This is a genomic window from Flavobacterium chilense (genome assembly GCF_001602525.1).
Classification (GTDB): Bacteria; Bacteroidota; Bacteroidia; order Flavobacteriales; family Flavobacteriaceae; genus Flavobacterium; species Flavobacterium chilense.
In genome coordinates this window covers 19,481-42,748 of record NZ_LSYT01000015.1, presented here as the reverse complement: position 1 = coordinate 42,748, position 23,268 = coordinate 19,481, and the positions used below count along the sequence as shown (strand labels likewise).

Annotated in this window: 15 protein-coding genes; 7 read left to right on the top strand and 8 right to left on the bottom strand. The window is 34.3% G+C overall.

The window, feature by feature from the left end; genetic code table 11:
* Window positions 1–2: 2 nt before the first annotated feature.
* The 4 genes from A4F88_RS24265 to A4F88_RS24250 all read right to left on the bottom strand — a co-directional run bounded on the left by A4F88_RS24265 (window position 3) and on the right by A4F88_RS24250 (window position 5,204).
* Window positions 3–956 carry a Fic family protein gene (locus A4F88_RS24265; RefSeq protein ID WP_068845652.1) on the bottom strand — a complete coding sequence of 318 codons (954 nt, stop codon included), beginning with the start codon at window positions 954–956 and terminating at the stop codon, window positions 3–5.
* Window positions 957–1,019: 63 nt separating this feature from the next.
* The gene (locus A4F88_RS24260; protein WP_068845650.1) at window positions 1,020–2,804 is read right to left on the bottom strand and encodes a chloride channel protein; all 1,785 of its coding nucleotides are present in this window, start codon (window positions 2,802–2,804) and stop codon (window positions 1,020–1,022) included.
* An 87-nt stretch (window positions 2,805–2,891) separates the two neighbouring features.
* Window positions 2,892–4,577, bottom strand: a complete 1,686-nt coding sequence (gene ggt, locus A4F88_RS24255; protein ID WP_068845649.1) for a gamma-glutamyltransferase — start codon at window positions 4,575–4,577, stop codon at window positions 2,892–2,894.
* Between the two features lie 42 nt (window positions 4,578–4,619).
* Window positions 4,620–5,204, bottom strand: a complete 585-nt coding sequence (locus tag A4F88_RS24250; RefSeq protein ID WP_068845647.1) for an acyl carrier protein phosphodiesterase — start codon at window positions 5,202–5,204, stop codon at window positions 4,620–4,622.
* Between the two features lie 206 nt (window positions 5,205–5,410).
* On the opposite strand from A4F88_RS24250, the gene glmM reads away from it, so the two are divergent.
* Window positions 5,411–6,799 carry a phosphoglucosamine mutase gene (glmM, locus tag A4F88_RS24245; protein WP_068845645.1) on the top strand — a complete coding sequence of 463 codons (1,389 nt, stop codon included), beginning with the start codon at window positions 5,411–5,413 and terminating at the stop codon, window positions 6,797–6,799.
* 63 nt (window positions 6,800–6,862) lie between these two features.
* Here the strand turns inward: glmM and A4F88_RS24240 are convergent, their stop codons facing one another.
* The gene (locus tag A4F88_RS24240) at window positions 6,863–7,747 is read right to left on the bottom strand and encodes a lysophospholipid acyltransferase family protein (protein ID WP_068845643.1); all 885 of its coding nucleotides are present in this window, start codon (window positions 7,745–7,747) and stop codon (window positions 6,863–6,865) included.
* A 112-nt stretch (window positions 7,748–7,859) separates the two neighbouring features.
* Between A4F88_RS24240 and A4F88_RS24235 the strand changes: the two genes are divergently transcribed.
* The gene (locus A4F88_RS24235; protein WP_068845639.1) at window positions 7,860–8,498 is read left to right on the top strand and encodes a rhomboid family intramembrane serine protease; all 639 of its coding nucleotides are present in this window, start codon (window positions 7,860–7,862) and stop codon (window positions 8,496–8,498) included.
* A 52-nt stretch (window positions 8,499–8,550) separates the two neighbouring features.
* On the top strand, window positions 8,551–9,240 hold the full coding sequence (locus tag A4F88_RS24230; protein WP_068845721.1) for an SIMPL domain-containing protein: 690 nt from the start codon (window positions 8,551–8,553) through the stop codon (window positions 9,238–9,240).
* An 87-nt stretch (window positions 9,241–9,327) separates the two neighbouring features.
* Here A4F88_RS24230 and A4F88_RS24225 read toward each other — a convergent pair whose 3' ends face one another.
* From A4F88_RS24225 to A4F88_RS24215, 3 genes are all read right to left on the bottom strand, one after another.
* Window positions 9,328–10,869 carry a peroxidase, FMP-type gene (locus A4F88_RS24225; RefSeq protein ID WP_068845638.1) on the bottom strand — a complete coding sequence of 514 codons (1,542 nt, stop codon included), beginning with the start codon at window positions 10,867–10,869 and terminating at the stop codon, window positions 9,328–9,330.
* 71 nt (window positions 10,870–10,940) lie between these two features.
* Window positions 10,941–12,698 (bottom strand): flavin monoamine oxidase family protein, encoded by a 1,758-nt coding sequence (locus A4F88_RS24220; protein ID WP_068845637.1) that lies wholly within the window; start codon window positions 12,696–12,698, stop codon window positions 10,941–10,943.
* Between the two features lie 13 nt (window positions 12,699–12,711).
* Window positions 12,712–13,899 (bottom strand): FAD-dependent oxidoreductase, encoded by a 1,188-nt coding sequence (locus A4F88_RS24215; protein WP_068845720.1) that lies wholly within the window; start codon window positions 13,897–13,899, stop codon window positions 12,712–12,714.
* 649 nt (window positions 13,900–14,548) lie between these two features.
* Between A4F88_RS24215 and A4F88_RS24210 the strand changes: the two genes are divergently transcribed.
* From A4F88_RS24210 to A4F88_RS24195, 4 genes are all read left to right on the top strand, one after another.
* Window positions 14,549–19,852 (top strand): zinc-dependent metalloprotease, encoded by a 5,304-nt coding sequence (locus tag A4F88_RS24210; RefSeq protein WP_082815847.1) that lies wholly within the window; start codon window positions 14,549–14,551, stop codon window positions 19,850–19,852.
* Between the two features lie 393 nt (window positions 19,853–20,245).
* Complete coding sequence (locus A4F88_RS24205; RefSeq protein ID WP_068845718.1) at window positions 20,246–21,268, top strand: META domain-containing protein; 1,023 nt, start codon at window positions 20,246–20,248, stop codon at window positions 21,266–21,268.
* A 252-nt stretch (window positions 21,269–21,520) separates the two neighbouring features.
* Window positions 21,521–22,114, top strand: a complete 594-nt coding sequence (locus tag A4F88_RS24200; protein WP_068845630.1) for an RNA polymerase sigma factor — start codon at window positions 21,521–21,523, stop codon at window positions 22,112–22,114.
* A 243-nt stretch (window positions 22,115–22,357) separates the two neighbouring features.
* Window positions 22,358–23,203 (top strand): FecR family protein, encoded by an 846-nt coding sequence (locus A4F88_RS24195; protein WP_068845628.1) that lies wholly within the window; start codon window positions 22,358–22,360, stop codon window positions 23,201–23,203.
* Window positions 23,204–23,268: the final 65 nt, after the last annotated feature.

Genomic DNA, 23,268 nt, shown 5'->3' with positions numbered 1-23,268 from the left:
AGTTAGCGTTTTCTTTTTCTGGTGGCCATATATTCTTCGATGGCTTCTTTGGTAGTATACCAGTTTCGACCTTCTTTGTAAGCATCTATTTTTCCTGTTCTGGCAAGTAGACTAACATATTCCTGACCATATGGAGTTCCGGGTTCACTCACAATATTTGTTATTGGCTGGTAATCATAAGTGCTTCCGGGCATGGCGTTTAAATATATGTTTAGCGTTCTCTCAAGTGCCTGACACATCAAAAGCGTGAGTTTTTGATAATTGCCATTATTAGCCTGATTAAGCGCCTCATAATATTTTTTCCTGTCATTTTTAAGTATAATGGCAGGAGGAAAGCCACAACGCATCAATAACAAATTCATGCTTAAACGAACTGTACGGCCATTTCCATCAAAGAAAGGATGAATCCAGACTAATTTATGATGGTAAATAGTTGCCAGTTCTATATCATTTAATCCTAACGGATTTGTATTGATAAAATCAATTAATTCATCCAGATAATCTGAAACCTTATTGGCATTTGGAGGCATAAAATTAGCTCCTGAAATTCGAACACCACCATTTCGTATGCGTCCTGCAAAATCATCTTCGATAGAGCGTAATACCAAACCATGAATCGATAAAATGTCAATACTTCTCAGTTTGTAATTTTCATCAACAATAGCATATAGATAATCAATTGCTTTGTCGTGATTATGGGTTTCAAAGTGTTCCCTAAGTGATTTTCCTTTTATAGTAATTCCTTCCTGAATAACCATTTGGGTTTCGCGTAAACTCATAGTATTACCTTCGATACTATTAGAATTGTAGGTCCATTCGAGAGATAAGCTTTCACGAATTTTGTGCAAAGCAATATTGGGCAATGGTCTGCTGTTTTGCAAATCAAGCCTTTTTTGGTACAATCGATCAAAAGTTGATTGAAATTCTTCTCTGTATGTCAGGTCTATATTCCACATAATCCTACAAAAGTACTTCTTAATATCGGATAAAACAAATTTTAAGTCCATCCGATATTAAGCTTATTCAATTGTCATAGAACGCAGTTTGGTTCTATAGGCTTCAAGGGCTATAGATTTGGAGATGAATCCGTAGTATTTTTCATTTCGGATAACAGGAAGAAATGCTGATTTTGATTGTTCAAATTTACTCATTACGATTTCCATGCTGTCCACAGAGGTAATAATAGCGGGCGGCGTTTTCATTACATCTTTAATCAAAGTGTACTTAACACGATAGGCATTAAAGATGATTTCGCGTATATCATTAAAATGAACTATCCCGACTAATTCTTTTTCGTTGTTTACTACAGCAAAAACTACTTGATTTGAATGTGATATAAGATCTACTAATTTGCTTAAATGATCTTCTGGATGTACCGTTAAATAATCACACTGAATAATAGTATCAATATCTAAAGTAGATAAGATATTAGAATCTTTATTACTGGTAAATGCATGTCCTTTTTTAGCCAGATTTTTTACGTCAAGCGAATATTTTTCAAAACGTTTAGAAATGGCAAAGCTTATCGAAGAAACAATCATAAGCGGAATCATTAGTCCGTAACCTCCTGTAATTTCAGCAATCAGGAAAATTGCAGTAAGCGGAGCATGAAATAATCCGCTCAGGATACCAGCCATTCCAACCATTGTAAAGTTGCTTATAGGCAGTTTTGATAGTCCAATTAAACTTATAAATTTAGAGAAAAAATATCCTAAGTAAGATCCCAGAAATAAGGAAGGAGCAAAGTTTCCTCCGTTTCCTCCACTTCCTATGGTTAATCCCGAGGCAAAAACTTTGACCATCATGGTACAGCCAACAAACAATAATAAAACCCATTGATTGTTTCTGAAATCTGCAAATAAAGTATTGTCTAATAATTGTCCCGGATCAGTTTCAGATAAAGTTTTAATGCTTTCATATCCTTCACCAAAAAGAGTAGGAAATATAAAAATAAGTAACGCCAGACAAGAAGAACCAATTAGTGCTTTTTTGTATGGACCAATTTTTTGTTTGGCAAAATAATGTTCTACTCTTTGAAAATTTCTTGCATAGTAAACGGCTATAAAACCGGTTAATAATCCTAAAAGGACATAAAACGGAATATTATGAAAGTTAAAAACTTCTTGTTTTTTGAAAGAGAGTAAAATAGTTTCGTCTAATACAATTGCCGAAACTAATGCACCTGTTGCCGCCGAAATCATGATGGGTGTAAAGGCAGAGATACTCACATCGACCAGTAAAACTTCAATAGCAAATAGAACTCCGGCTATTGGAGCGTTAAAAGCAGCTGAAATTCCTGCCGCAACACCACAGCCAATAAGTAAGGTCCTGTCTTTATAAGGTAATCTGTAATTTTGGGCAAAATTAGATCCAAATGCTGCTCCTGTAATTACAATTGGGCTTTCAAGACCGGCAGATCCTCCTAAGCCAACTGTTAAGGAACTGGTTACAATTTGGGCATACATTTGCTTTCTGGGAATTATACTTGCTTTTTTGGCAACCGCATATAAAATTTGCGAAGTACCTTTTTCGATACTTCCGTTTAAAACCCTTTTAACCACAAAAACAGTCAGTACAATTCCAATAATTGGAAGGATACTGTTAATGAAACTTAATTTTAAAATTCCGTTGATATAAGTGGCAAACGAAAATACACTATGGGCAAAAGTTTTTAGAACGATTACAGCCAGAGAACATGAAATCCCGATTAAAACACTTGATAAAAAAATAAACTGCTTTGGAGTCATTAATGATTGAGCCAAAGCAATTATGCTTTCTAGTTTTCTAAAGTATTTTTTTAGCATTCTGTTTGTAAAAAGTTAGGGATAATGCAAATTTAGCCTATAACAATCAAATTCGTATAATATTTACTGCAAATCTTTAAATTTAATTTAAAAACCAACAGCAGTATCATCCCCGCGATAATCTGCTCCGCCTTCCAGACTTTTGTTTGGCAGTACTAAAATACAGTCTAATTTGCCAATTACAGGTGTTGTTTTTTCGTTAATCAAATATCCTTTTGCTTTTAGCTTATCGATTGTTGCAGCGCTAAAGGCATCAGGTTCAAATGTGATTAAATCCGGAAGCCATTGATGATGAAAACGTGGCGCATTTACAGCTTCCTGCATGCTCAGGTTATATTCATAAACATTTAAAATAGCCTGTAAAACTGAGGTAATGATAGTTGATCCGCCTGGCGATCCAACAACCATAAACAGGTTTCCGTTTTTTTCTACAATTGTTGGAGTCATAGAACTCAGCATTCTTTTTTGAGGAGCAATACTATTTGCCTCGTTTCCAACTAAACCAAACATGTTTGGTGATCCCGGTTTGGCACTAAAATCATCCATTTCATTGTTTAAAAAGAAACCTAATTCATCACAGTAATACTTGGATCCAAAACCATCATTTATGGTTGTGGTTGCTGCAACAGCATTTCCTTGAGCATCTACGATAGAATAATGTGTGGTTTCGGTACTTTCATTGTACGTTACTTTTCCTTCTTTTATTTCAGATGATAAACTGGCTTTCTCCGGATTAAAAGTTGACATTCGGTCTTTTAAATACGAATCAGATAAAAGTCCGTTAATTGGAATTTTAACAAAATCAGGATCGCCTAAAAACTGGCTTCTGTCTGCATATGCTCTTCTTTCAGCCTCTACAATAACCTGAATAGATTGTTCAGAATTGTGTCCCATTTTTGATAAATAAAAAGGAGAAATCATCTTCATGATCTGAGCCAGACAAATTCCGCCACTGCTTGGAGGTGTCATAGAGGTGATTTTTAATTCTTTATAATTAAACTGTAACGGTTTTCTCCATTGTGCTTCGTAACTTGAGAGATCTTTAAGAGTAATAATACCGCCCTTTTTCTGAAGATATTCTACCAGAACTTTAGCTGTTTTACCTTTATAAAACTCATCTTTTCCGTTCTTTAAAATGCGTTTTAAAGTACTGGCCAAAGCTGTATATTTAATCGTATCATTTTCTTTAAACTTTCCAGCCATTAAAGTATTCGGACCGTTTACCTTTACAATAGCATCATGGTAAGCTTCCAGCTGTTTTTGTTGTTTTTGAGTTACAATCACACCTTTTTCGGCAAGTGCAATTACAGGTTTTAAAATTTCCGACATTGGCAAAGAGCCTAATTTTTTATGAACAGCAAAAACCCCGGCAACAGTTCCCGGAACACCAATTGCTAAAGCAGTTTCGGTACTTTTACCTTTTATTACATTTCCGTCTTTATCCAGAAACATATTTTTTGTTGCTGCCAATGGAGCCTTTTCGCGATAATCTAATGAGCCTACTTCGCCATTGGCTTTTCGGTACACCATAAAACCTCCACCACCAATATTCCCTGCATATGGATATGCAACTGCCAATGCTAATTCAGTACCCACCATAGCATCAAAAGCATTTCCGCCTTTTTTCATGATCTCGACTCCAATTTTTGAAGCTTCTGCACGTGCCGAAACGACCATAGCTTTTGTGGCAACTAATCCTGTTGGTGTAACAGGTTGTTGTTGCGCGGTGCAGGTAATGTATATGAAGGTGAATAAAAGTGCTGTTTTTTTCATATGTCGTAATAGTTTTTTAGTGTAATACTTTTTTTTATATTATTAAAGTGAAAGTAATTTTTGCTTTGAATGTGTTTTAATATCCTCAAAAAACAGAGTGAATTCCTGTTCAAATTCTGAATAGAATTCTTTTAGCTCTTCGCTGGCAAATTGCATTTTCGACTGATTTTTTGATCTTCTGTCCATTTGTGTCAGGATTTGATGAATTCCTTCAACAGTCTGATAACTCAAAAGCCAGTTTCTTTCGATCATATAAGGCATTAAACCTTGTGTTTTTTCAGTTAGGATGTCGTAATTTTCATGTAATGAATTATAAAATCTATTGATAAAATCTTCCAGTTTTTCATCTGAATATTTTGTCCAGTTTTTGGCTAAAAAATGATCATAAACAATATCTACAATAACACCGGAATAGTGATGGTATTTTTCATGCAATCGTTTGGTGCTTTGTCTAAAAATATCATGCGAGTCTGTGTAGGTGTCTATGGAACGATGCAAAAGAATGCCTTTTTGAACGTCCTCAGGAAAATGCTGAAATTGTTTTCCGCGAATTCCATCGGCCATAAAATTGCCAATTTTGATCAAATCATTTTCGCCGGAAAGATATATGTGGGCTAGGAAATTCATTTGTTTTTGGAGTTACTAAGGTTCTCAGATGCCTGTAAACTAAGTTTGTTCTTGTAAATGTATAAAAACTTTTTAAATCATTTTTGTGATTTACTTTATAGTAATCTCCTAAAATTTAAGATTATTTTGAAATCTTAGCAACTTAGGCTCTTAGTAACTCATCAACTTTTTTATATTTGTAATAAAAATAACCATAACTCACAAAAATGACTTTAATAAAATCGATTTCAGGTATCCGAGGAACAATTGGTGGAAAAGTAGGAGATAACCTGACTCCTGTTGATGCTGTAAAATTCGCATCAGCATATGGTACTTTTCTGAAAAACAATACTTCAAAAGAAAAACTAACAGTTGTAATTGGCCGTGACGCGAGAATTTCAGGACCAATGATTCATAATTTGGTTGTAAATACTTTAATAGGTCTTGGAATTAATGTAATTGATCTTGGACTTTCGACAACACCAACTGTAGAAGTGGCAGTTCCGTTAGAAAAAGCTGATGGTGGAATTATTTTGACTGCTTCTCATAATCCAAAACAATGGAATGCTTTAAAATTACTAAATGCAAAAGGAGAATTTTTAAGTGGAGACGAAGGGGCGAAAATTCTTGAAATTGCCGAGGCTGAAGCTTTCGATTTCTCTAATGTGGATAACTTAGGCGAAATCACAGTAAATGATGCTTATATGGATATTCATATTGACGAGGTTTTAAATTTACCTTTAGTGGATGTTGAAGCAGTAAAAGCGGCAAAATTTAAAGTAGTGGTTGATGGTGTAAACTCTTCTGGAGGCGTTATTATTCCGAAATTATTAGAATTAATGGGTGTTGAAGTAGTGAAATTGTATTGCGAACCAAACGGACATTTCCCTCACAACCCGGAACCTTTAAAAGAACACTTAACTGATATTTCAGAATTAGTAGTAAAAGAAAAAGCGCATTTGGGCGTTGTGGTTGATCCGGATGTTGATCGTCTGGCTTTTATCAGCGAAGACGGAGAAATGTTTGGTGAAGAGTATACATTGGTAGCTTGTGCTGATTATGTTTTAAGCAAAACTCCCGGAAATACAGTTTCTAATATGTCATCTTCTCGTGCTTTACGTGATGTAACAGTTGCTCACGGCGGAAAATATGAAGCCAGTGCAGTAGGAGAAGTGAATGTAGTAGAGTTAATGAAAAAAAACAACGCTATTATTGGTGGTGAAGGTAATGGAGGAATCATTTATCCGGAATCTCACTACGGAAGAGATAGTTTGGTTGGTGTAGCTTTATTCCTGACTCATTTAGCGAATAAAAAAGTATCTGTTTCGGCATTGAGAGCTTCTTATCCGGAATATTATATGAGTAAAAATAAAATCGAATTGACACCTCAAATTGATGTTGATGCGATTTTGGTTGCGATGACAGAAAAATATAAAAATGAAGATATTACAACAATCGATGGTGTAAAAATTGATTTTGCTACAGAATGGGTACATTTAAGAAAATCAAATACAGAACCAATTATCAGAATTTATACTGAAGCACCTTCTCAGGAAAAAGCAGATGTTTTGGCTCTTCGAATTATTGATGAAATAAAAGCAATTGCCGGAATTTAATTTTAGTAATTAAAGCATAAAAAAATACCTCTTTCATTGAATTTTGAAAGAGGTATTTTTTATTTATGAAGGCACATTTTCAACACGATGTTTCCATCTTTTATGTGTCCATAAATAGTATTCAGGAGCTTTGTAAATTTGTTTTTCAACTTCTCTCAGGTACTTTTCTGTAATATCAAAGTTTTCGTAATCTTTCGGATTATCTGCAAGAGAAATAAAGGTTGCTTCATAATATCCTCTTGCTACTTTTTCTACTTTTACAAAAATAACGCTTAAGTCGTATTTTTTAGCCAGCATTTCGGCACCAGTATGTACAGGAACTTCAACTCCCATAAATTTTAGCGAATGAAAAATTCGGTCCAGTTTAGGCGACTGATCGCTTGCTAAGCCATACATACTTAATATGCCGTTACGTTGGTTTTTTGCCATAGTTGGAATTGCCAGTCTGGTTTCGATCATTTCAGTATTGTACTTTGAACGTATTTTACGTACCAGTTTGTCAAAATAAGGATTTGCCACCTTTTTGTAAACAGCAATTCCTTTAAAAGCCAGTTTTGGATTAATTGTCAGAAGCCATTCGTAACTTGCATAATGTGATGCTACAAGAATAACGCTTTTGCCTTTTTTAGCATAATCATTAACAAGTTCAAGATTGGTAATGCGAAATCTTTTGTCCATTTCTTCAGGCGAAATACTCATCGTTTTGATGGTTTCCAGAAACATATCGCACATATGGCTGTAAAACTTTTTCTCGATTTTTTTTAGTTCTTCTTTACTTAAATGCGGTAAAGTAAGAGTAAGATTGTCACGAACTACTTTTCTTCTGTATCTGATAATGTAGTATACAATAAAATATACAAAATCAGATAACATGTAAAATAATCGAAAAGGAAGTATAGAGATCAGCCAGAGTAAAGGGTAGGCCAATATATAAACAAGAAATTGCATGTAATTTTTTTATGCAAATATAAAGTAAAAATGATTAGCCATGGATATTTTGGTCTTACGCTAACATATGTTTAAGAATGACTATATTTACAATTCAAATTAAAAGTTTTTTATGAATACCATTTTAATCGGGATTATAGTTGCGAATGTATTGATTAGTTACAAAGGTTTTAACGATCTTTCTTTTTTTAGAAAATACGAATTTCATGTTGGAAGTATTCGTTCGGGAGAGCAAATCAGAATGCTTTCGTCAGGTTTTTTACATGCCGATATGATGCACCTGGCATTTAATATGCTTACACTATGGTTTTTTGGACCAGTAGTAATACAATGGCTGGGCAGTATTTCTTTTGGTTTGATTTACTTTGGAAGTTTGATTTTTGGAAGTTTACTTACAATGGTTTTTCATAAGAACGATTATAGTTATAGAGCCGTGGGAGCTTCGGGTGCTGTAACGGGAGTTTTATATTCGGCAATATTATTGCAGCCGGACATGACATTGGGAATCTTTTTTGTCATTCCGATGCCGGCATATTTATTCGGAATTTTATATTTACTGTATTCAATTTACGGTATGAAAGCCAAAAATGATAATATTGGGCATACAGCACATTTTGGAGGCGCTATAGGCGGATATTTGATAACTTTAATAAAAGATCCATCCTTATTTGTAGATCATAGTTTGATGGTTATTTTGCTGGCAATTCCAATTTTTGTACTTTTTATTATGGCTAAATTGGGCAAATTGTAACAGTGGCACAACTTTTGGAAGACCTTTACCGAATAACTTAAATATAACAAAAATGAAGAAAGTAGTATTATTTTTAACAATCATGTTTATGACTATGTCTTACGGCCAGGAAAACAAGCAAATACCTCAAATCAATGTAAATGGGGAAGGAAAAGTAAAAGTAGCACCTGATCAGGTTTGTATTTCAGCTACGGTTGAAACAAAAGGGAATAATGCTAAAGATGTCAAAAAGCAAAATGACGAAAAGATCGATGCCATTTTAAAATTCATCAAAAAATCAAATGTTCCAACTGCTGATTACAAAACCAAACAAGTAGCTTTGAATCCGCAATACGATTACGAAAAAAAGAAAACTAGCTATAACGCTACTCAAACAGTAGAAATCGTATTAAGAGATTTAACTAAATACGACGAATTGATGGAAGGTTTGGTTCAACAAGGAATTAACCGCATAGACAGAGTTTCTTTTGAAACATCTAAATTAGCGCAACTGGAATCAGACGCTCGAAAATTAGCCATTAAAGATGCTAAATTAAAAGCAGAAGATTATGTTTCAGTTTTAGGACAAAAAGTTGGTAAAGCTTATACTATTTCTGATAACACTCAGGTTTATCGTCCACAACCAATGTATGCTATGAAATCTATGGCAATGGATAGCAACGCCGGAGCAACAAATGAAACTTTGGCAATTGGAGAAATCGAAATTACTGCAAACGTTAGCGTGAGTTTTATTTTAGAATAAACGAGATATCAAATATCAAATTATAAAAAGCAAATCCCAATTTTAAAATTGGGATTTGCTTTTTTTTGTTCTGTAGCGACTTAAAAATTATTCTTTATGATAAGGACATCCTGAAGCCGACGCTGAATTTTCAAATTTATTGGAACCTGGAAATTGCTCTTCAAATAAACGTTTCTGATCAGGAGAAACATCTTCGATTTTGCGAAGTGTATTGACCTGTATGTGTGGCCAGCTTGTAGTACCTCCATCATCGCCAAAATCAAATTCGAAAAATATAATTTGTTCGTATTGCAGCTGAAGAATTTCTTTTTCGTCTTCGACAACAGTTTCAATCCACATTTTCATATTCATCTCAACCGTAGGAACAAAACGATTCACAAACGGCACATTTAATATACCTCCCTGAGCACCCGTTTTATTTTTAGACGACATCTCAATAAGTACATAATTTTTTATTATTTCTCCTTTGATGGAATCACGAAGACGTAAATCAGGTCTTACAGAATAAGGATACAGCGGATGAGCCAGTATACGTTGAGTATAGATTTTATTTTCCTGACGATCATTTTCACCATTAAGTTTTTCGAATACCCAGTCAGGTGGCGCCTGATCCAGATTTATAGGATCATCTTCGCTGGCACCGGCTCCTCCCATAGTTTTCGAAATCGAAAGATGATCATATTCCCAGGCAGCATTACCTTCAGGAAATTGCGGAGCACCCGGAATTAAATAATTTCTACCACTTGGTTTCAGATCTCCTAATAAGGTTATAGTACTTCCATGCGGAATTACACCGCTTCGTGAGATAGAGTAATCCGGAATAAAATAAGGTCCTGTTTGGCCGGCTCCGGGTTTAAGTTCTTTAGAAGCAATAATTTCAGAATAGGGTCTGCCATTTAAATTTTCGAGTGTTACATATTCTTTTTGTCCCTGATCGTTTACGATCAAAAAAAGAGTTTCATCCTGATATCCGCTTTTGTATAAATCTTTATTAGGATCAGTTGGTGAGATAGCATGTATACCACGATCTTCTTCTATTGTTTTTTTAGTGGCGGCATAATTAAATACATCACTTAGCCATAAGTACATTCCGTTTTCTTCGTGAATTGGGGTGTATTTTAAAGTAGATTCACCTGTAATCGTATTTACACTTTTAATACTTTGATCGTATTTAATCGCACCACAAAATTGTTCGTTTGCACCACCGCGATTGCGAACTCCACCGGGTACTAAATTGAAGGTTAGTTTTTCTATGTACTCTTCACATTCAAAACTATACTTTCCTGGAATGCTCCCTGCATTTGTACCTGGCGATGGCATAATAGTGGTATGCACACCGCTACCAATTAATTCCCGATTATTTTGCCCGTTATGATTGTAGCTAACCCAGGTTCCTTCTAACGCTCTTAAAATACCATAATCTACATTGTTTACAATGCTTTGCAGATTATCTTCATTAAAGGGTCTGATTGGGCTTTCGATTAGAACTTTTGAATAGCCTGACATCAAATTCTCTAATATACCTTTGTTATCTTCTGTAGTTTCAAGTGAGAATTCTTTGTTACCTGCATTGAAATTTTCGGCGATTTGAGATAAACTGATCTCATCGGGGTTGTTACGTTTTAACATGATCGTTTTTTGTAGTTAATTAATCTTTGTATTAAAAGGGTTGATTTGTTCTTTTTTGACAGGATCTGGATTTACCATCCTAAATAATAATCTTCAGGCAGCCAGAACGGACGGTCGAGTCCAAAATATTCCTGAAGCATTTTTTCTGCTTCACAAAAAGCGCCTTCAACCCATCCTTGCTGGTCAGAATAAGCTTCGCCACAAATATGAATTTGTTCCCCGTGTACCGGTTTTCTCATATAAGGCATCACATGTTTAACTGAAAATCCGGCTTTCCAGGCATGATAACCTGCGCCAAAAGGTTCATCTGTCCAGTCTTTAAAATAAGTTACATAAGGTTCCGGTATTGTTACATCAGGGCCGTGCAATTCACGAAGCTGATTCATTAATTCGCCTACCATCAGTTTAGTAGCCTGAACATCATTTAACTCGTGGAGTTCTTTTAGGGAGGCTGAATTGGCTGCTTTTACTTCAAAAAGTATTTTGTCATCAGAAAGGGCTTTCCAGAATGTTTCTGTTTCCATATCGCCATAGCTTCCTAATAACATGGAGTTTTTAGTTTTTTCATCTGTTCCAAAGTAGTAACATTGTCTCATTGGTAAATCCGTAATAGAATGTCCAGAGTCAATTCCTAATTCTTTCCACCAAGGATAAGTAAAGCCCATTAAGATCTTAAAAGCAGGTTCCATAATGACTGAACGGATGTTTTCATTTAGAACTGAATTTTCATTAATGTCGAAAAAGAAATTGTTCTGATCTAAAAGTTCCAAAGATTTTCTCGGCATAGCCAACACAATTGAATTTGTATATACATGCCATTTACTGTTGGTTTTCAGGTTTAGAAAAGTCAGTTGGTATTTATGTGTTTTTACAGAATGTTCTTTTGTAAAAGTCACCAGTTTATTTTCGGACCAGATACAGGCGCCTTCATGTTCCATATAAGAATTGGCAACAGCATAAGCAATACTGTCGTACCCTTCTTCGATCGTTTTATAAATTGTTCCGGCAGAAAAATCGCCTACCATGTATGGAAATGCTTCGGCTGAATTCCAATTGATTGTATTTGAATAATAACCTCCGGCATTTGCCAAAAATTCATATCCTTCCTGAGAAACCTGATCTTTGATTAAGTTCCAGAAACCTAAATCATTTACTTTACGATTGTGGTAAGGAGAATGAGGGAAATTGTAGATTAGTTTAGGTTTGATATCATCCCAGTCTCTGCTGTCTAACTCAAAAGAATAATCATAAATAGAAGGTCCTTTCTTGATTTTTTTGCTATATGTTTTAGCCACCCAGGAATCTGCCATTAAAACATCGTAAATAATTTTATTAAAAAGCTGATCAGAACTAAAGCCAAAATCATTATCGTTCAGGTAATATCGGGTGGGCAGTTTTTTATTTACTTTTTGAGCTTCGTTCCAGGCATCTTGTTTAAAGCGTTCTTTTCGAAGGTACATTAATAATTTTGACGATTCGCCCATTGGAAAAGGTACAGGTGTCATCACATCCTTTAAAATAGGAATACGTTTCTTTGGATCTTCCGGAGATACATATCCTTCAATTAATGTGGTTACAATTTCCTGAGAGGTAAGATAGCGCATGCCTCCTAATTCGCCCCAGAAATCCATTCCCGGCATAATAACGGATTCAAGTCTTCCGCCTAATTTATTGCTCATGTCAAAAATTTGTACCTGATCAGCGGTGTATCTTTTATCGGTTACCAGACGATAAGCAGTATATAATCCGGAAGTTCCGGCACCAATAATGGCGGTTTCGATTTTTAAATCAGGTTTCATTCCTGAATTTAATGGAGTATCTTTATTCATAACATTGGGGTTTTTAAATTGCTTTAAAGTATTTGTATCCTAATTGAAAAGGAGTAATATCAAAATCAGTATGTCCGTCTAAAGCAAGATCAGACATAACTTTTCCTAAAAACGGAGTAAATTTTGCTGCCCATCCGGTTGCGTATAACACAATGTTTTTATGATTGGGTACATAGCTTGGAGCAAAATCAATTAGTAGTTCTTTATTCGCAATTTTACTCAAAGCAATCAAACATGTAGAAGTATATTCTGGTTCTGTACTCAATCCTGTCATGTGGTCTTTTACCCAATCAGAAGTATAGCCCAGTTCTTGCGAATTAGGAATCAAGGTTCGGTCACTTGGTTCTTCTAAAGGACTTATAACAAAATCAGGTGCTACCCGAATGTATTCCGGATGATCCCAATCAACTGAAGGGAAACCATAAAACTGATTTCCATTTTCGCCTATTGCATTTTGAAATACAAACCAGGTTGGGTATTGAATTGTAGGATCGGTTTTTTTGAAATATGCTGAAGACATATTCCAATACGTAGCTTCTATTTTAAAATCCAGCAGGTTGATAACACTATTGATATAAGGACCAGGAATAATAGCCAGTTTTTTAGCGATATAAATTCCGTTTGGAGTAGTAAGTTCAAAAAGTTCTCCCACCTGATTGATTGCAATTACAGGAGAATTCTCTTCTAACTGAACGGTTTCTTCTTTTTGGCACAAATTTAAAAGCGTTTCATTTGTTGCTTTAAAATTGATACTGGCACCATCTGCCTGAAATAATCCGGTGTAGGTTTCGGGTAAGTTTTTAAAATGGTATTTTTCTTCGATTTCTTTTGCTATCAGTGTGGTATAAGGAACTCCTAATTCCTTCAGGGCTTGTTCGGCTTCGGCAATATTTCCTTCGGTAGAATGTACAGCCGGATCTCCAAACCAGAGCGTACCTACTTTGTCGAGCAAGGCAGTATCCGTTTCTTTTTCCAGTGCATCCCAATAAGGCTGTGCATCTAATGCCATTTGTACCATATATTCCTGTGGATATGGAATTCTAAACTGTCGTGAAACTCCGGCAGAACTTCCTAGCTGATTCACAAACGTATATTGCTCCAATACTAAAGTTTTTGCTTTTCGTTTGCCAAGATGATAGGCAGTTGCCAGACCTATTGGTCCTCCGCCAATAACAATTACATCGTAGTTTTCTGTGTGCATAGTTTTGTTTTTATAGTAGATTTTGGACATGTATTTATAGCAATACAGAAGCTTTGCCATGAGTCTAAATTACTGGAGATAGAAAATCAATTATAAAAAAATGACACAAAGCGGAGATTATTGGTCATAAGACAAATGATATACAGGACGAAATAATTGAGGCAAAAAGAATGTGCAAAACCCAGTGGCATTTGCACATTTTTATAATCCTTTTCAGGCTGTTTCAGAATAAGAATTTTTACAAGTGATGAACAAGCTCAGATGTACTTATGCAGTTTAGGAAACTTGTAATAATTAGCGAATAAAAAATGTATAATATTTAAAAATAGTTAAACAATTTACTATAATTTAATTTTTTAAGAATTTTATTTGTTTTTTGAATAAAAAAACGAATTGTTTTTTTATTATCAATTATCAAATCGAAGAGAAGTCGTGTTAAAATGTAAAATCACCTCAAAAAGCATCAATATAGTATCATTTAGTAATAATATAAGATAAAAATAATAATTGGGTTAAAGTTAGATTTGAAAAGTTGAGTTAGAAATTGAAGAGGAAAAAATAATTGTAAAACTTAATTTACAAAACAACAACTATCTGATTTCTAGCAAATACTGAGAATTAACCAAAAAATTAACCAAAACAATTATTAATGAAAAAACAATTACTATTACTAGTATTGTGCTGTCTTTGGACTCTTCAGGGAATTAGAGCACAAGACTTAATTGAGCCTTCGCATAGTTGCAGGACAAGAGAGGTCAATGAATTGCAATTAAAGAATCATCCAAATTCTTTAAAAGAACAAAAAGAGTTTAATCTTTTTAGTAAAGAATATGCCAAAAAACTCAAATCAAAAAAGACAACTGCCAATACCACTTATGTAATTCCTGTTGTTTTTCACGTTTATGGAACATCGTTTAATGGTAAAACGGTCACTCTGGAGAAAATACAAAAAGCATTAATGCATCTCAATGAAGATTTTCAGGGTTTAAATGATGACTTTAATACTGTAGAACCTTTTTTTCAGGCAAGAAGAGGAACTTTAAATATTGAATTTAAACTGGCACAGATAGATCCTAATGGAAAATGTACGACTGGAGTAATTTTTGAAAAGAAAAAAAACGGATATGGTAACGGAAGTGGTTACGATTCTCAAATTCAGGAAGATGCATGGGACAATTACAAATACATGAACGTATACATTCAAAATGAATTGTATGCAGATGGAGTAACAAATAATTCAGGTGTTTGCTGGTATCCGGATTCATGGATGTCTGACAATAATTTGGCGAGATGTGTTTACAATGGAGCTTATCTGGGAGAAAATACAGATAAAGAATTTGCCTCAGTACTTACTCATGAATTTGGGCATTTCCTGAACCTGATTCATACTTTTGATGGTGGCTGTACAGGAACAGATGAGGTCGATGATACCCCAATTGAAGATGGAAAACATTCTCTGGGCTGTACTCCGGGAACCAACTGTGATGGCGACAAAGTAAATATAGAAAACTACATGGGGTACAATGCTGCACAAGGATGCAGTAAAATGTTTACACAAGGGCAAGTATTAAGAATGCTTGCTGCTTTACAGCATCCTGCAAGAAAAACACTCTGGGCAGCGCAAAATTTAATTAATACCGGAGTAAATTCTACAGGAAGCAGTTTAACCTCAGATGTTACCAGTTTTAAAGAAGGCATTGCGAATAACGGAACGATATCGGGTAGTACCATCATTACATTAAACGGGGCAACTTTTGCTAATTCGACAGGAACATTAACATCAGGAGTTGATTTTAGTGCTAATTTGCCAGCGGGTTTAAATGCAGCAATTGTAGTTAATTCCAGCACTCAGGCTACTGTTACTATAAACGGAACAGCCACAAACCATAATGCAAGTAATAACTCTGTTGGCGGAATTACCTTGTTAGCTCCTGCAATAACAGGTGGAGTAAGCAGTATGCTTTGTGATGGTTTGAGCTGGAATTTTAAATTTAGAGACCCTTACGGAATTTTCTTTGTTGATCTTGCTGACGCAACAGTTACGCCAACTTCTACCTGGAAATATCTTGCGATTGAAAAAGGAGACGATGCAAAATATGGCGCATGGCGTTTTGCAGCCAATCATTTAAAAGTAGAAACTTACGGAAAAAGATTGATTACCAATGCCGGTACAAATAATATTACGCCGCTTGGTTTTAATACTGCAATTAATGCAAGCAGCAATTTTACGGCACCGGGTGCATATCCTAATCAATTAGATCTTAGAACTCCGTCTTATACTGCCTGGGATGGCAAAACCGATTATTTTGGTTTTGAATATACTATTGATGAAGAAAAATGTTATGGTTGGTTCAAAGCAGTTGTTGATGCAGATGGTGCAGGATATAGCATTGTAGAATATGCTTATAATACCCAGCCCGGAGCTGCAATCTATACAGTAATGACAGATAAAATTGCGTTAAGCGTTTCTCCTGTTGCCCTTTCAGAAGCAGCTGCGAATAACGGAAGCATCACTCAGTCTTCTTCTTTTAAACTAACGACTAACAATGGAACTTTTGTTAAAAGTTCAGGCACATTGACTCCGGGAACAGATTATACCATTACAGGTGTTCCGGCAGGACTAGCTGCTAAATTAAATGTAATTAGTAATACCGAGGTGCAATTAGCTTTTACAGGAAATGCGACAGCACATTCAAAAGATCAAAGTACTTCAGTAGTGGTTACATTTTTAGATCCGGCCATTACAGGTGGAATAGCAGGTTTATCCGGTTCAGGTGCTGTTATTAAAATTAATTTCAGAGATCCTTATGCAATTGTGCATGTAAAAGATTTAAATTATACAGCAGATGCCACAAATACCTGGAAATTTTTCAGAATTACTGCAGATGCAGACCAGCAGGATTATGGAGTTTTTGTAGATAAAGGTGACCTTAAATTAGAAACATATACTAAATCTATTGTGTGCGAGGGGAATTCTTTAAATATTTCTTTAATTGGAGCAAACCAGCTTATTGATGGTAATAGTAATTTTATTGCAGGAGGTAGTTATCCTAATCTGCACAATTTAAGAGATACAAATTATAAATCCTGGGATGGAAAAACAGGATATATTGGTTTTAAATTTACAATTGCTGATGAACCATGTTATGGCTGGTTTAAAGTAAAAGTAAATGCCAAAGGAACAGCATATACTTTATTGGAGTATGCTTATAATACAGAACCTAATGCAGGTATAAATACTGAAGATATTCCGGTAGATCTTTCAGTACATTTAGCGAATACACCAGATGAAATCAATGAAAATGAACTAAGTAATGACGGAAGTTTTGATACCAAAATTACAATCCAGCTGACTACAAACGGAGGTACTTTTACAAAAAGTTCAGGGAATTTAACAGAAGGAACAGATTTTAAAATAACAGGATTACCGGCAGGTTTAGCAGCTAATATTGCCGTATTAAACAATACAACCGCTGAGCTAAGTTATACAGGTAAAGCAACTGCAAATGAGGCTGCAAATACAAGTACAGCAACAATTACTTTTCTGAATCCTGCTATTACAGGAGGAACAGCTATTCTGGATACAGATTATTTTACGACGAAATTTGTTTTCAAAAATGCTTACAAAATTATTTATGTTGATTTACCTGCTCCTTTAACCGTTTCTACGACAGGTGCTACATGGAGTCCGTTTAATATTACAGCAGATGCAGATCATACCAGTTACGGATTGTTTGTTTCAGGCAGTGAGTTAAAATTAGAAAACTATGGTAAAGATTTAGTTTGCGAATCCGGAATTAATAACATTTCCTACCTTGGTTATAATACTACAATTGATGGAACAAGTAATTGGGACGGAACAAGAGTTCCTACTTTAAGAAGCAGTTCTTATACCGCCTGGGATGGAAAAACCGGTTATATAGGTTTTAAATACACAAAAGGCGGACATACTTATTATGGTTATTTTGAAGCAGTTGTAAGTGCAGATGGTCAAAGTTATTCGATAGCAAAATATGCTTATAATACGGCGCCCGAAGGGGCTATTACTACTCCGGCTTTATTTGCCCATATTTCTAATACGCCAGCCAGTATTTCAGAAGATGCTGTGAGTAATGACGGAACGTTTAGTACGGCTGTACAACTAAAAATCAATGGCGGAACTTTTGCAAAAAGCACAGGAAGCCTTATCGAAGGTACAGATTTTACAGTGACAGGATTACCGGCAGGTTTAACTGCAGGCATAAATATATTAAGCAGTACAACGGCCGAAGTAAGATATTCCGGTAAAGCAGCATTAAATGAAGCAGCAAATGCAGTTACAGCAACAGTTACGTTCCTAAATCCTGCTATTACTGGCGGAATTGCCAAATTGGATGTAGACCATTTTACGACTGACTTTACTTTTATAGATAGTTACAAAATTATTTATGTTGATTTACCTGCTCCCTTAACAGTATCTGTTACAGGTACTACATGGAATTTTTTCAGAACTACGGCAGATGCAGACAATGCTGATTACGGATTGTATGTTGCAGGCAGTGACTTAAAATTAGAAACCTATAATAAGGAGTTGGTTTGCGAGCCTGGAATCAACAATATTTCTTATCTGGGGTACAACGTGACAATTAACGGATCAAATAATTGGGACGGAACAAGAGTGCCTACTTTAAGAAGTAGTTCTTATACCGTTTGGGATGGAAAAACCGGTTTTATAGGTTTTAAATATATTAAAAACGGAGCTCCTTATTATGGTTATTTTGAGGCAGTTGTAAGTACAGATGGTCAGAGTTATTCGATAGCAAAATATGCTTACAATACCGCTCCTAATGCTTCTATTACAACACCAGCTCAGTTAAGTTTAGTTAAAATGACCAATACACCAGCTGGAATTACCGAAGATAAGCTTACTAATGATGGAACTTTTAGCACTACTATTGCGGTACAATTGACCACAAATGGCGGAACTTTTTCAAAAAGTGCAGGAAGTCTGGTTGAAGGTACAGATTTTACAGTAACAGGTTTACCGGCAGGTTTAACAGCGAATATTAGTATTCTAAACAATACAACTGCTCAGGTAAGTTACATTGGTAAAGCTATTGCTAACGAAGCAGTAAATGCGACTACTGCAACAATTACCTTTTTAAACCCTGCTATTACTGGAGGTACAGCAGTTTTAGAAAACAAATCATTTACAACTGATTTTACTTTTATAAATGTTTATAATGTAGTTAAAGTTGATTTACCAAGTCCGATTATAGTATCAGCAACTAATCCTTCAGGTTCATTCAACATTACTGCAGATGTAGATGGAAATGATACTGAGTTTACATTGTCTCATGATGCAAATGGGGTGAAATTTTTAAGCAATAATGGTTTAGTTAGTGAAACCGGAAAAAGCGTCATTAGTTATATCGGAACCAGCCAAATGATTGGAGGAACCAATAATTGGGATCTGTCAGGAGCGGCCATTATGAGTAATGCTGCTTACAGTAACTGGAATGGAAAAACGGGATTCATTGGATTTAAGTTTGCTAAAAACGGGCAGGTATATTATGGCTATTTTGAAGCAGCAGTAAGTACTGATGGAAAAAGTTTTGCCGTAATCAGATATGCTTATAATACAGAACCCGAAGTTTTAATTACAACACCTGATACTGTTAATCCTTTTACGTTTTCGAATTTGGGTAGAATCGATTTTGGAACAGCAGTAACCTATACCAATTATCCAAATCCGTTTGGTGAGATAATAAATATTCAATCAGATTCATTTTCAGGAAATAAAGTAGCTGTTTTAATTTATAACAGTCTGGGACAAAATGTTTTTGCTAAGTTATATGATAATAGTAACGATACAATAACTGTTGATGGCAGTAATTTTGCATCAGGGTTGTACTTCCTAAAAATAACTGTAGATGGTAAAGAGCAGGTTATTAAAAAGATTGTGAAAAAATAAATCTTAAATAGTAAACTATTTCTTTGAGAGGCTGTTTTAATTAACAGCCTCTTTTTAGTTTATCAACTAGAGATTTTCTGATAAGTATTATAGTGTTTCGAATCGAATCAACATGACAGGGACAAGGCGAAATGAATATTGAGAACATCCCTAAGAAAAAGTTAAGACAAAAAATTAAAAAGTATTCAATAATGAAATAAAATAAAAAGTATTAACTTGTTGTATGTTATTGTTTTATGTTCTTTGTTTTGATTAATTTTACTATTAAAAAATAACAATTGACGGATAATAAAAAAAAGTTAAAAAGGTACTTTTTTTTAAAATGGCACAATTAATGCCTGCAAAAAATCATGAATAATCAGAATGCATATAAGTATTCTAAAAATTAAAATAATGAAAAGATTTAAAAGTATGTATGTTTTTGTGGTAGTATTATTATCAACATTTACATATGGTCAGGAAAATTTAAAAATGTTTGTAAAAGAAAATAAAGTGCCATGCCAGGGTGTTGGACCTATGGAATGTTTGCAGGTAAAATATGGCAATGATAAAGAGTGGCAGCTTTTTTACGATCACATCCAGGGTTTTAATTTTGAAAAAGGAAACCGATATGAAATCATGGTTGTCAGAACAAAAAGACAAGGAAATATTCCTGCGGATGCTTCTTCATACGAGTATAAATTGAAAAGTATTATTTCAAAAACAGCCGTAAAAGAAGAAAAAGGACTTTACAATACAAAAATGGTTTTAACTCAGTTAAACGGCAAAAAAATAAGTACAGGTAAAGTATACATTACAATAAATGAAGAAAACAATACTATAAGCGGTAAAAATGGCTGTAATAACTTTAATGTAAAATATACAAAGCTTTCTGCAAAAAATCAGATCAAAACCGATTCTCCTTTTGGAACTTTAATGGCTTGTGATCCTGCGAGTATGAAATTAGAACAGGATTTTACCGATGCAATAAAAAATAAAAAATTTAAAATTGTAAAGAAAAACAATAAAGTACAGTTTAAAAATTTAAAGAACAAAGTTGTTATGGAATTTGCTATACCAACACAAAATCAACTTTGGAGTTATATAGCCAAGAATAACTGGAAACTAATTATGCTTGAAAATGTTGGACAGGATTATGGGCGTGCAGCTATTAAATTTGATCCGGCAAAAAAACTAGTGAGCGGAAATACAGGTTGTAATGGTTTTTCAGGAACTTATGAAAGTAGTAATGACCATATTAGTTTTAGTAACATAAGAACAACAGCAATGGCATGTATTGGCGAAGAAGCGAATAAAACAGAGCAAAAAATAGTATCATTTTTGAACAACAAAGACCTGCGTTTTGATGTAGCAGATCAAACCCTGAATTTTTATCTTAATGATAAACTGGTAATGATGTTTGGAATTACAAAGTAAATCTTTGATAGAGGATAATAACAAAGCCCGGCAATAATTGTCGGGCTTTTTGTATTTAGGAATGTCTGTTAATTGATCTGTAAACAATTAGTAATAATTATTCATTTAATAATAATGATCATTTAAATTTATTTTTAAGTAATGAGCTGCATTCACAATATTAATAAATCATTAAATGAACATAGCAGTAAAATAAAGGAACTTGGTTTAAGGTAATTTTGTAAGTATTCTTTTCCAATGTAAAATTACACTATGAGTACTATTTTAATTACAAGATTAAGGGATGGTGATGATTCATGTTTTAAGGATATCTACGAATTATATCATTTTAAAGTATTTTGTTTTGTAAAAAAGTATGCAGCACAACAAACAGATGCCGAAGATATAACACAAAATGTTTTTATACATCTTTGGAAATATCGTAAAAAAATTGACCCTTCGGTAGAACTCGATTCTGTTTTATTTAAAAGCTGCAAACAGGAAATCTCTAAATGGTATAAAAAGCAAAACAGGATTTTTTCGATTGAAGATTCACAATTAATCAAAGAACTGGATAGTCCGGAAGAAACAGAAATAAATATCTCTTCAAAGCTGGAGAAAATAGAGCATTTATTACAACAAATTCCCGAGAGAAGAAGAAAGATTTTTACACTTCATAAATTTGACGAAATGAGCTACAAAGAAATCGCTGAAGAGATGGGAATGTCTCAGACTGCTGTAGCCAATCAAATTTCAAAAACATTGCAGTATCTCAAGAAAAATTCAGTCAAAAATCATGAACTATATTGGTTTGCATTGGTTTTTATTAATCATTATCAATCCATAAATTCTTTTCATGAATTTTAATAATTCATAAAAATGCTTTTGGGGATGAATGTGTCTTCAATGTAAAATAAATGTAACCTGATTTTAGGTGTTATTTTATAAAACACTGAATTATAAAGGCTTAATAAAAATATTGATCTTCTTTTATATTACTAAATTATTAAGAGTGAAATTGCCCGTGATTTTTTGGAGTAAGGCTGTCTAATGTAGGCAGATAGGATATTTTTAGAATTTTCTTGAAATATTAATTTTTACTCTTATAAAATGAAATTGAATAAATTAAAAGAAGAATGGGATGCGTTGCCACAAAAAGGAATTTTTCCTGAAGAAGTAAAGTTAAGAATGTGGAATACTATTTCTTCGGCTACAATTAATAAACGCAAAAATATTTACAGAAGATTAATTGCTGCCTGTGCCGTGCTTCTTATTTCTCTTGGCGGATATCAACTTTATTCTGAATTTAATTCTCCTAAAATACCGGAAATGATCACACAGACATTTCCACAGGACATCCGCTTACTTCGTTTGTCTGACGGAACCCGGGTATGGGTAAACGAAAATACCCAAATTGAATATCCTGAAAAGTTTGGTTCTAAGGAACGAATTGTAAAATTAAAAGGAGAAGCTTTTTTTGAAGTAGCCAGAGATACCACACGTCCTTTTGTTATTCATTCCGGAAATATAAAAACCACAGTTTTAGGAACCTCATTTGATGTTAAAGCGTATGGTAATATTGCTGAGGTAAATGTGAGAACCGGTAAAGTAAAAGTAGAGAGTAAACAAAATGCTGTTTTTTTAGAAAGAGGATTTGCTGCAGTATTTGTGCCAAGACAGGATATAGTTGTAAAACGTAAAACACAAATCCTTGAACCGGAATGGAAAAAAGCACTTATTGATGTTGACGGCCTCACATTTGAGGCGGTTATTGGGAAACTCAAAACAGATCACGCTTTTACACTGCAATACAGTCAGGAAGATTTAAAACTACTTCAGGTACAAGGCACACTGGATACCAGACAAAGTATCTCAGAAATATTACAAACTATTGCTTTTGCTTTAGAAATTACCATAAAGCCTATTGGTAACGATACCTATGTAGTAAGCAGATAGGTTTGGAGAAATAGGTCTGTTAAACCTGATATCCATAATAATCCAGTGAAATATAAATACATACA

Bases quoted from the DNA above. Each gene is read 5' to 3' on its own strand.
- A4F88_RS24265 (WP_068845652.1), bottom strand. From the start codon at position 956: ATGTGGAATATAGACCTGACATACAGAGAAGAATTTCAATCAACTTTT.
- A4F88_RS24260 (WP_068845650.1), bottom strand. From the start codon at position 2,804: ATGCTAAAAAAATACTTTAGAAAACTAGAAAGCATAATTGCTTTGGCT.
- ggt (WP_068845649.1), bottom strand. From the start codon at position 4,577: ATGAAAAAAACAGCACTTTTATTCACCTTCATATACATTACCTGCACC.
- A4F88_RS24250 (WP_068845647.1), bottom strand. From the start codon at position 5,204: ATGAATTTCCTAGCCCACATATATCTTTCCGGCGAAAATGATTTGATC.
- glmM (WP_068845645.1), top strand. From the start codon at position 5,411: ATGACTTTAATAAAATCGATTTCAGGTATCCGAGGAACAATTGGTGGA.
- A4F88_RS24240 (WP_068845643.1), bottom strand. From the start codon at position 7,747: ATGCAATTTCTTGTTTATATATTGGCCTACCCTTTACTCTGGCTGATC.
- A4F88_RS24235 (WP_068845639.1), top strand. From the start codon at position 7,860: ATGAATACCATTTTAATCGGGATTATAGTTGCGAATGTATTGATTAGT.
- A4F88_RS24230 (WP_068845721.1), top strand. From the start codon at position 8,551: ATGAAGAAAGTAGTATTATTTTTAACAATCATGTTTATGACTATGTCT.
- A4F88_RS24225 (WP_068845638.1), bottom strand. From the start codon at position 10,869: ATGTTAAAACGTAACAACCCCGATGAGATCAGTTTATCTCAAATCGCC.
- A4F88_RS24220 (WP_068845637.1), bottom strand. From the start codon at position 12,698: ATGAATAAAGATACTCCATTAAATTCAGGAATGAAACCTGATTTAAAA.
- A4F88_RS24215 (WP_068845720.1), bottom strand. From the start codon at position 13,899: ATGCACACAGAAAACTACGATGTAATTGTTATTGGCGGAGGACCAATA.
- A4F88_RS24210 (WP_082815847.1), top strand. From the start codon at position 14,549: ATGAAAAAACAATTACTATTACTAGTATTGTGCTGTCTTTGGACTCTT.
- A4F88_RS24205 (WP_068845718.1), top strand. From the start codon at position 20,246: ATGAAAAGATTTAAAAGTATGTATGTTTTTGTGGTAGTATTATTATCA.
- A4F88_RS24200 (WP_068845630.1), top strand. From the start codon at position 21,521: ATGAGTACTATTTTAATTACAAGATTAAGGGATGGTGATGATTCATGT.
- A4F88_RS24195 (WP_068845628.1), top strand. From the start codon at position 22,358: ATGAAATTGAATAAATTAAAAGAAGAATGGGATGCGTTGCCACAAAAA.